Here is a 9,747-nt window from a genome sequence, read left to right as displayed (position 1 = left end):
TCGAGGTTCGACAGCGGCTCGTCGAACAGAAAGACCTGAGGGTGCCGCACGATGGCGCGGCCGATGGCAACGCGCTGACGCTGTCCGCCGGAAAGCTGTTTCGGCTTGCGGTCCAGAAGGTCCTCGATCTGCAGGATTTTCGCCGCTTCGCTGACGCGCTTGGCCACTTCGGCTTTCGGCGTACCGTTCATCCTCAGTCCGAAGCCCATATTCTGGTCGACCGTCATATGCGGATAAAGCGCATAGGTCTGGAATACCATGGCGACGCCCCGGTTTGAGGGATCGACATCATTGACCCGCTGCCCGTGGATCTCGAGGTCGCCGCCGCTGATTTCCTCAAGCCCGGCGATCATCCTGAGAAGTGTGGACTTGCCGCAGCCTGACGGGCCGACGAACACAACGAACTCGCCCTTTTCGATTTCGATGTCGACGCCGTGCACGACCTCGAGACCGCCATAAGATTTCTTGATGTTCTTGAGACTGACGCCAGTCATGTCTGGTCTCTCCCAAATAGCTCAGCAATCATCCCTTCACCGCCCCGGCGAGGCCGTCGATGAAGTAGCGCTGCAGGAACAAAAACAGGATCACCACCGGAAGGATGGAGATCGTGGAGGCGGCGGTCATGCCGCCCCAGTCGATGAAGTTCTCGCCGCGAAAGGCGTAGACGCCGACCGAGAGCGTCCGGATCGAAGGATTGGCGAGCGTGACGACCAGCGGCAGCAGGAAATCGTTCCAGGCGTAGAGCGTCTGCATCACCACGACCGTGACAACGATCGGGCGGGCAAGCGGCAGCATGACGTACCAGAAAGTCTTGACGAAGCTGACGCCGTCCATCTTGGCAGCTTCTTCGAGCTCGTTCGGTATCTGGCTGAAATAGCCGGCAAACAGGAGAACGAAGATGACGAAGGACCCGCCGCAGGTGGCCAGCATCACGCCCCAGAGCGACTGGCCAAGCCCGATGCGCGTCAACAGGTCGAAGATCGGGATGATGGTATAGCCCTGCGGCACGAAGATCGTGAACGCGATCAGCGCGAAGATCAGCCCGCGCCCGACGAACCGACGGCGCCCCAGCACATAGCCCATCATCGAGGAGGCGATCGTGACAAGGAGAACCGACCCCACCGTGACGAAAACGGTGTTGAAGAAATAGGAGCCGATATTGGCCTCTTTCCAGGCGCGAACATAATTTTCGAACGTCGGCTGTCCGGGGATCAGCCCTTCATTGGCAAAGATCGCGGCATTGTCCTTCAGCGACGCCGAGACCATCCACAACAGCGGATAGATCCAGACGGCGCAAACCGCTGCTAGCACGACGGAGATCAGAACGCGGCGCATGCGCGGCGACAGCACCGGCTGCCGGATTGCAACACGGGCATCATGCGGCATGGGGCTTCTCCCTGTTGCGCAGGTGGCGAACCGCCAGCACCTGGAGAATGGTCAGCGACATGATGGCCAGCCCGAAGAACACGCCCGCCGCACTGGCATAGCCGAGACGCGGTATGGCGCCTGCGGTGGCAAAGGCGTAGCGGAAGATATAGACCTCCATCACTTCCGAGGCGAAATAGGGTCCGCCCTGGGTCATCGACATGATCAGCGGGAACACGTTGAGCGCACTGATGGCGGAGATCAGCGCGATGACGATGGCAAAGGGCATGATCATCGGCATGATGACGTAAAGCGTGACCTGCCAGCCCTTCACGCCGTCGAGCTTGCAGGCTTCATAGAGTTCGGCGGGAACCGTCTGCAACGCGGCCAGCCAGTAGACCATGGTGACGCCGACCCATTTCCAGACATAGATCGCCGCCAGCGTCCACAGGACCAGGTCCGGGTCACCGAGGAAATCCAGCGGCCGCGACAGCAGACCGATATCCAGGATGGCCATGTTGATCGGCCCGTTGAAGGGCGACAGCATGATCGTCATCACGATGCCGATGACGGCGACAGGCGTCACCACCGGGAGGAAGATCATCGTGCGAAAAAGGGCCGAGAGCTTCAGAAGCTTGTTGTTCAGGATGATCGCGATGATCAGCGAAATGATCATCTGCGCGGGCACGGTGCTGAGCGTGAACAGAAATGAACGCCCGAAGGCATTCCAGAAGAACGGATCGCGAAGCAATTCGAAATAGTTCGCAAGCCCGACGAACTTGGCATTGGCATCGAAGCCGGACCAGTTCAGCAACGAGAAATATTCCGCCGCAAAAATCGGGTAGAGAATGAAGGCGCCGAAGATGAGCATGCCGGGAATGAGGAACAGATAGTCGACGCGGCTGCTCCAGATCCGTGCGCCCAGACGGCGCGTCAGACTGGATGACACGGTGAAATCGGACATGGGATAGTTTTCCTGACTGCGGACCCGCCGTCGGCGGCGGGTCCTTTTCGCCTGCTTCCAGCCTCAAAGCGCCTCGTAATCCGAAGCCACATAGTCTTTCGACGGGTCCCAGTTGGGGAAGACGAGATCGTCACGGCTGACATTCGCCCCATTTTTCTTCGCCGACTTGAAAGCGGCATCCAGCGCCGTATTGGTGGCCGAGACCAACCTGGTCAGTTCGCCCTTGATGTCGGTTGTCTGACCGGTGAACAGGCCCTGAATCGTCTGGGCGGCGTTCGGAGTCGGCTCCTGATAGATGCTGGCGACGGCCGCAAGCTCCGGGTTGCGCGCGAACGGGTTCGGCGAAATGCGGATGGTCTGCTCGAACATCTGCAGCGCCTTTTTCGATCGCGCCGACATCGTCGACTGTTCGACAGCCTTCGGGAAGATCGGCGGATCGGAGGAGCCAACGACATTGCCCCACGCGATCTGGCCTTCCTCCGTGCCGAGATAATGGAAAATATCGGCGGCAACGGAAGCGTTCTTGGACTTCGAATAGATGAACATGGTGTTCGACGCCGATGCCAGGGAGCCGACGATGGAGTAGCCGCCCTTGCCGGGGGTCGGCGCGATGCCGAAATCGAAATTCGGGTTCTCGCGCTCCCACTGGGGAATATTCCACGGTCCCTGGAGGATCATGCCGGCAGCGCCCTGCGGCATCATCGCGCGCGCCTGCGGCGCGTTGATGCTCATCACGCCGGGGAAGACCGAACCGTCCGCCTTCAGCGCCAACAGAAGCTCGATGGAGCCGACGATCTCGTCGGCGTCGAAAACCACCTCGCCGGTGCGGAAATCGACGCCGTTGCCGATCGACGTATCGCCGCAGGCCAGCCCGTTGGTCTGTGCCAGCGTCCGGCAGGCATCCCACCAGCGATTGACCTGGTTGCCGCCGATGATGAAACCGAAGGCACGCCCGGCATTCATCTCGGTGACCTTGGCCGCCGCCGCGCGGAATGTATCCCAGGTAAACGGCGTCGCCTCCGGATCATAGCCGGCATCATTCAGGTATTTCCGGTTATAGAGCGTGAAAGCCGAACTGACGCGCGCCGACGTGTATGGCAGGCCATAGGTCTTGCCATTGAAGACATTCAGGCCTTCCAGAAATGCACCGGGCGGAAATCCCTGCTTCCAGGTCTCGATATCCGGGATGAAATCGTCATAGGCCTGCACCCAGCCCTCGTTGACGGCGTAGGCAGGCGGCATGTTGAGCGGCAGGTTGAAGACGTCCTGTGCGGTATTGTTGCGGATGCCGAGCGGCAGGACCTGATTGATCTCGTTCCAGGGCAGTCCGTCATAGACCACTTCAATGTCACGCGCCCTGGCGTATTCCGGAAAGAACGCCTTGTAGAAGGTCGCCTTCTGATCGCCGCTGTCGAGCCAGCGAAACGGACCATCGGCATTGATCGGCCCGATGGGGGCCGGAATATCGAATTCCTGCGCGAAAGCCCGGCCGGCGCCGGTCAGCGCCAGCGCGCCGAGTGCTGCGCTGCCAGCCAGGAACTGGCGGCGTTTCATCGTTGTCATCTGCGTCATAGTCTCCTCCCTTGGCGCAACCCGACCGGCTTTCCGGTCAGGACAGACCCGGCACCATAGGATCTACCATTGTCCGTTTACGAACGCTCTCGCATCCTCAAGCGAAAACAGTCCGCAGCCAACGTATGACGCCAACCGCAAGTCTCCTCCTGCAGGCGGCGCCGGTAAACCATTCGATGACGGTTGCGAACTGATGGATATCAATTGAAGTTATCAAAAACAAATGCCATTCTTTGCTGCAGCGATAAAGGAATTTGATACCTATGCTGGACAGAATGAGCCTGCTTTTCCGGTTCCGCACCATTGCCGAGGCGGGCAGTGTACGCAAGGCATCGGAGATCCTGAACGTGACCCAGCCCGCGCTTTCGCGGTCGCTGGCGCAACTGGAGGATTTCTACGATGCCAAGCTGCTGGAGCGCCATGCCCGCGGCGTTCGTCCGACGCCTTTCGGCACGAAACTTCTTTCAACGATATCGCGGCTTGCCCGCGACTGGGAACTCGCCGAGGCAGAGCTTGCCGGCAATGATCCTGCCGCCGAAGGACGGTTGCGCATTCATGCCGGCCCGTTGTGGTCTTCCGTCGTATTGCCGACGATAACCTCGAAGCTGCATAAGCAATATCCAAATCTGACGCTTGAAATGGCGCCCAGCGTGGCCGGTTCATCCCAGGCACTGATCGACGGAATGATCGACGTTGCCTTCGGCGGGCTTTACGCGGAGAGCGAACATCCCAACCTGGAGACGCGCGCCTTTTCCAAGATCTGCGATCGCCTTGTCGCCCGCGCCGATCATCCGATCCAGCAATGCCGCGCCGATGAGTATGAAGCCGTGCATTGCTACCCCTGGATCATCTATTCCGCCGATCCGATCTACGAGGCGGAGACGCTTCACGCCGTCATGGAGCGCACCGGGCGACTGCCGCAGATCAGGGTGCGATCAAGCTCTCTTCTGGCCATTTTCCGCCTTCTGCAGGACGGCGACTATCTCTGCATCCTGCCGGATGCCGCTGCCCTCGGCATTCCCGGTCGTCCGATCCTGACCGTGCCGATCGAGCTTGGACGGCGCAATTCCGATACTGGCGCGGTCTATCGCAAGGCGATCAGCCACTATCCGCCGCTTCAGGCGTTGATGGCGTTGTGCGCGGACTATTTCGAGACCATCGACCAACGCGTCGCATAGCCCCTCATGCACCGGCAATTCGCGGCATGCGGGTGGGTTCGGATTTCATGATGCCTTGTATCATGGCATGAAGCATTCTGGCCTTGAGATCCTGCGAAGCGGGATCATCCCAAAGATTGACGATCTCGCCGGGATCATCCTGAAGGTCGAACAATTCGCCGAAACGGCCCTGACGGTAAACCGTGATCTTGTAGCGCCGGTCGACATAGGTTTCGACATGCGGCATCACCGGATTGTGCCGGTTCTCGCAAAGAATGAAATCCCGCGCTTCCGGTCCGCCCTGCCAGTTCGACCATTGCGAGACGCCCTGCATTTCGCCGGGCACGGCAATGCCGGCGGCCTCCAGAAAGGTCGGCGCCAGATCGACGAGGCTCTGCATATCCTCATTGACCGCGCCGGCGGCCACCTTGCCCGGCAGCCTGACGATCATCGGCAGGCGCAGCATGTCCTCGTAGTGAAACGGCCCTTTGGCGATGAGGCCATGCTGACCAAGAAAGTGGCCGTGATCGGTTGTGAACACCACCAGCGTATTCTCCGCCAGGCCCATGTCATCGAGCCTGTCCAGGATGCGGCCGATCTCGGAATCGAGAAAGCTCATCATTCCGAAATAGGTGGCCTTATCCTTCCTCAGATCTTCCTCCGGATAGAGGTGGCTTTCGCAGCCATGCGCCTGATAGGGATCATGCCAGTCCCCGAAATCCGGATTTTCCTCTTGCGTCTTGCCAAAATGCGGCGGGTTGCGGTTATGCTCGCCGGGCGTGACCCGATCGATTTCCATGTCGTCCGGATCGTACATCGACGCCCAGGGCTCGCTGACGGTGTAGGGCGGATGCGGATCGTGAAAGCTCGCCCACAGGAAGAACGGTTTTCCGCTGCGGGCGTGCTCTTCGAGATAGGCAATGCTGCGCTCGGCGGTCCATGTCGTATAATGCATGTCGGCGGGTAGAGACCAAGAACGGTCAAGCCGGGTATAGCTGCCCTTCTTGCCGGTGCGCGGCGCTTTCGCAGCATTTTCGCCCGAAAGCGGCTGGAAATAGTCACGCCAGTCGACAAGCCCCCTCTCCTCCATCCAGATCGCATAGTGCTGGCCTGCATGGCTTTCATCGGCGTGGTTGCGGGCAAGTTCCAGATGTTCGAACCCATACCAGGTACGGCTAAACCCCCGCCAGAAATCAAGGTCACGCAGGATCGGCTGACATTCGAGCGATTCCGATTCCGGGGTGCTTGCGAGTGGCTGAAAATGCGCTTTGCCGACCAGCGCGGTATTGTAGCCCGCGGCTATCAGGTGATCGCCGACAGTCGGGACATCCTCCGGCAGCTTGACGCCGATTGTCCAGGCCCCGTGATGCGATGGATACTGCCCGGTGATGATGCTTGCCCGTGATGGCGTGCAGACCGGCGCGGGGCAATAGGCCCGATCAAAACGCGTCCCTTCCCGGCACAAGCGGTCAAGGTTCGGTGTCTTCAGTCTTGGATCATGGACCCCAAGCGCTTTGTAGTGCTGCTGATCGGTAGTGATCAGCAAAATATTCGGCCTCGTCATAAACGCCTCCCATCCCGACGCCGCACCATAACGAAATGAGACGCCGGGAGCTTTCGAAAGGCATATCCGCTCCATGCAACAATTTTATCGCTCGCAGGTCGGAAGTGCTCCGATCGGAGTTCCGCCAAAGCAATGACCGAACGACATTTCCAGCATGCCAGGAAAGAGCTTGTGCAAAATCTCACGATCAGTGGACAGATACAGTATCCCTCACCCGCTACAGGTCGTGTAGTTTCCACCAGTTTCGACGCGCAACCACTACGTTGCCTCCTTTCCCTCATTTGCCTGCTCCGCGCGTTCGTTCACCCTTGAGAGGGGCTCCGGTCGGCCGAGGAGAAAGCCCTGAAGTTCGGGACATCCCATGTGCCTGAGCGCGATGCGCTGGCTCTCATGTTCGACCCCCGCCGCCGTGACCGACAGGTCGAGTTCCTTGCCGATCGCCAGGATCGCGCGGATGATAGCGACGGAGCGGGCGTCGGAATCCAGATTTGAAACAAAACTGCGATCGATCTTGATCCGGTCGAAGGGCATGCGCTGAATGCTGGATATCGACGATGTTCCGGCGCCGAAATCATCCAGCGCCAGAAGAACGCCGATCTCCTTCAGCTGCGAAAAGGTCTGCGCGACCATCTCCGTCGCACCGATCAGGGCCGATTCCTTGATCTCCAGTTCGAGGCGGTGGGGCGCAAGCCCGGAGACGGCAAGCGCATGTCGGACCGTTTCGGCCATGTGCCCATCCTCAAGCTGGGTCGAAGAGACATTCACGGACACGCGCACATGGCCCGGCCACATCGCCGCGTCACGGCATGCCCTCTCCAGTATCCAGGCGCCGAGCCTGCGGATAATGCCGGTTCTCTCGGCGACCGGGATAAAGACATCCGGAGAAATCTCTCCTCTTTCGGGATGCGTCCACCGGGCGAGCGCTTCATATCCGACGACCACCGAATCCACGCCGTCGCACAGGGGCTGATAGGCAAGCGATATATCGCCATGGGTGATCGCCGCGCGCAGTTCCTTTTCGACGTCCCATTCCGGCCAGACCTGCCCTTCAGGGGAGTGGTCGAAACGAAGATAGCTGCCCCCGCCCGATCGCTTGACCGCATAGAGCGCCATGTCGGCGTTGTTATAGAGTTCGTCCATGCCCGACGCATCGTCCGGAAACAGCGCAATTCCGATGGATGCCGAGACGGAAACGCGCGTCTGTCCCACGAGAACCGGTTCTTCGAACGCGCGAATGAGACGCTTCGCCAGGGCGAAGGCGCCGGCCGGTTGCTGGACGCCCACCTGGACGACGCAGAATTCGTCGCCCCCGATCCGCGAAACCGTGTCGCCGGACCGGACATGACCGGACAGGCGCCGGGCCACCACCCGCAGAAGCTCATCGCCGGCAACGTGACCGTATCGGTCATTCACCTGCTTGAACCCGTCAAGATCCAGAAGCAGAAGCCCCACCTTGGCCTGCGAGCGCCCGGAAGCGGCGACGGCCTCGGCAAGCGTATCCGTAAGGCGGTTCCGGTTTGAAAGACCCGTCAGCGGGTCGTGCTCGGCAAGATAGGCGGCCCGCGCCTCGGCCTCCCGGATCTTCGTGACATCCGAGAGAATGGCCAGGATGAAAGGCTCCCGGCCGTCAGCCGTGTCGAGCTCGACGAGCCGCTTGCGCGTCACGATGACGTGGACGTCACCTTTGGCGTCGGTGACAACTTCCTCATTCTCGTTCGGCTCACCCGTCTCGAACACCTGGTTGTCGACCTTCCAGAAGACAGCCCTCTGTTCCTCCGGCAATTGTTCGTCCAGCGAGCCGAGCAAGGCCTCCCGCGGCGTTCCGAAAAATGTGCAGGCGGCATCGTTTGCGACCACGACGCGATGACTGCGGTCCTTGATGATCACGGGCAGCGGCATGGCATTCAAAACCGCCTGGAGGTTGTCGACCGTGGCTCGGATTGTAGAACGCGAGAACATGGACAGCCTTCCGTACGCCTTGACTTCAATAAACAGGACCTGATCTCCGTGTCCGCGGACCTGCCTGTCCGGCAGCACGAGAAGACCCTTCCTGCCGCATCATAACACGAAGTCCGCCAGGGAATGAACCGCCCGGGGTGACACACATCCGCTTCGCGTAAGGCCAGACTTCAGTCGGTCATTTGGCGGGCAGGATTTGTCACGTAGACGCGGGGCAATCGCCCCTTCGAGCGAATCTGACCCTCGTTTCCGCATGACCATCGCCGCTTCGCGATGGCACCTTCGCAACATTTCGTAACACAACGTAGCACCCCCTGCCCGACTGCTCTGGCAGAGCTCATGGCGGGGTCGGATGATCCGGCTCCGGTTCTCAGACAGAGATCGGCCATGACAGACAAAACGACTATTTCTTCCTCCAGTGAGCCGCATGGCGGGCGGCGGGCGCTGCTGCGCTCCCTCTTCCTGCTGCTCGCGATGATCCCGGCCTCCCTCGCCGCAGCGCAGGAGACAAGGCACGTCACGGTGGTGGCCGCGCGCGCGGGAGAGGTCGTCGGCACGGCGGCCGCGACCGGCATGGTCGTCGCCCGCGATGAGGTGCCGGTCCATGCCGAGGTGGAAGACGAGATCATCCGCGCCGTGCTGGCCGAGACGGGCGATTTCGTCGCGGCGGACGCGGCGCTTGCCGAGATTGACACGGTTGATGCCGAACTGGCGCTGCAAAAGAATACCGTCGAACTGCGCCGGGCCCGCACGTTGATCGAACAGGAACGGGCCCGCCTTGAAAAGGCAAGGGTCAGCGAAGCGGAAGCCGCGAAGGAACTGGCGCGCAACCGCTCGCTGGTTTCAAACGGGGCCGTTTCCGAACGGGCGTTAAGCGAGCGCGAGAACGAGCATGCCCGCGCCGCCGCCGATCTGGCGCTTGCCCGCCATGCGCTCGAAGTGGCCGAAGCCGAACTGGAACTCGTGGAGCGCAGCCGTGCGGAAATCGAGCGCACCGTTGAGAAGAGCACGGTGCGGGCCCCGACGGCCGGGCTTGTGCTCGCCCGCAATGCCCGCACCGGCCACACCGCGGCAATGTCCGGCGAACCGCTCTTCGTGCTGGCCGAAGACGGCGTTCTGGAACTCGAGGCCGAGGTGGCCGAAGCCGATTTTGTCCGCGTGCGCAC

General features: G+C 60.8%; 8 protein-coding genes. 2 read left to right on the top strand and 6 right to left on the bottom strand.

Annotation, left to right across the window (positions count from 1 at the left end; all coding sequences use genetic code 11):
* The 4 genes from B4E36_RS07840 to B4E36_RS07825 form a co-directional block, all read right to left on the bottom strand.
* The coding region (locus B4E36_RS07840; RefSeq protein WP_345900204.1) for an ABC transporter ATP-binding protein at positions 1–494 on the bottom strand (494 nt) is incomplete at its 3' end.
* 28 nt (positions 495–522) lie between these two features.
* Positions 523–1,386 (bottom strand): carbohydrate ABC transporter permease, encoded by an 864-nt coding sequence (locus B4E36_RS07835; RefSeq protein WP_292058972.1) that lies wholly within the window; start codon positions 1,384–1,386, stop codon positions 523–525.
* Positions 1,376–2,329, bottom strand: a complete 954-nt coding sequence (locus B4E36_RS07830; protein WP_292058970.1) for a carbohydrate ABC transporter permease — start codon at positions 2,327–2,329, stop codon at positions 1,376–1,378. The genes B4E36_RS07835 and B4E36_RS07830 overlap by 11 nt, the downstream gene beginning before the upstream one ends.
* Positions 2,330–2,392: 63 nt before the next feature.
* On the bottom strand, positions 2,393–3,901 hold the full coding sequence (locus tag B4E36_RS07825) for an ABC transporter substrate-binding protein (protein ID WP_292058959.1): 1,509 nt from the start codon (positions 3,899–3,901) through the stop codon (positions 2,393–2,395).
* A 263-nt stretch (positions 3,902–4,164) separates the two neighbouring features.
* On the opposite strand from B4E36_RS07825, the gene B4E36_RS07820 reads away from it, so the two are divergent.
* On the top strand, positions 4,165–5,079 hold the full coding sequence (locus tag B4E36_RS07820) for a LysR family transcriptional regulator (protein ID WP_018064229.1): 915 nt from the start codon (positions 4,165–4,167) through the stop codon (positions 5,077–5,079).
* Between the two features lie 4 nt (positions 5,080–5,083).
* Here B4E36_RS07820 and B4E36_RS07815 read toward each other — a convergent pair whose 3' ends face one another.
* Positions 5,084–6,622 (bottom strand): sulfatase family protein, encoded by a 1,539-nt coding sequence (locus B4E36_RS07815; RefSeq protein ID WP_292058958.1) that lies wholly within the window; start codon positions 6,620–6,622, stop codon positions 5,084–5,086.
* A 258-nt stretch (positions 6,623–6,880) separates the two neighbouring features.
* On the bottom strand, positions 6,881–8,581 hold the full coding sequence (locus tag B4E36_RS07810; RefSeq protein ID WP_345900203.1) for a putative bifunctional diguanylate cyclase/phosphodiesterase: 1,701 nt from the start codon (positions 8,579–8,581) through the stop codon (positions 6,881–6,883).
* Between the two features lie 387 nt (positions 8,582–8,968).
* Between B4E36_RS07810 and B4E36_RS07805 the strand changes: the two genes are divergently transcribed.
* A partial coding sequence (locus B4E36_RS07805) for an efflux RND transporter periplasmic adaptor subunit (protein ID WP_414673746.1) occupies positions 8,969–9,747 on the top strand: 779 nt, incomplete at its 3' end.

Origin of the sequence: Martelella sp. UBA3392, assembly GCF_002358775.1 — a bacterium.
GTDB lineage: Bacteria > Pseudomonadota > Alphaproteobacteria > Rhizobiales > Rhizobiaceae > Martelella > Martelella mediterranea.
The sequence above is the reverse complement of the archived record's forward strand: the minus strand, read 5'-3'. Positions and strand labels throughout refer to the sequence as shown.

What these genes read in the sequence shown, in the direction of transcription:
- B4E36_RS07835 (WP_292058972.1), bottom strand. Translation starts at nt 1,386, where the DNA reads ATGCCGCATGATGCCCGTGTTGCAATCCGGCAGCCGGTGCTGTCGCCG.
- B4E36_RS07830 (WP_292058970.1), bottom strand. Translation starts at nt 2,329, where the DNA reads ATGTCCGATTTCACCGTGTCATCCAGTCTGACGCGCCGTCTGGGCGCA.
- B4E36_RS07825 (WP_292058959.1), bottom strand. Translation starts at nt 3,901, where the DNA reads ATGACGCAGATGACAACGATGAAACGCCGCCAGTTCCTGGCTGGCAGC.
- B4E36_RS07820 (WP_018064229.1), top strand. Translation starts at nt 4,165, where the DNA reads ATGCTGGACAGAATGAGCCTGCTTTTCCGGTTCCGCACCATTGCCGAG.
- B4E36_RS07815 (WP_292058958.1), bottom strand. Translation starts at nt 6,622, where the DNA reads ATGACGAGGCCGAATATTTTGCTGATCACTACCGATCAGCAGCACTAC.
- B4E36_RS07810 (WP_345900203.1), bottom strand. Translation starts at nt 8,581, where the DNA reads ATGTTCTCGCGTTCTACAATCCGAGCCACGGTCGACAACCTCCAGGCG.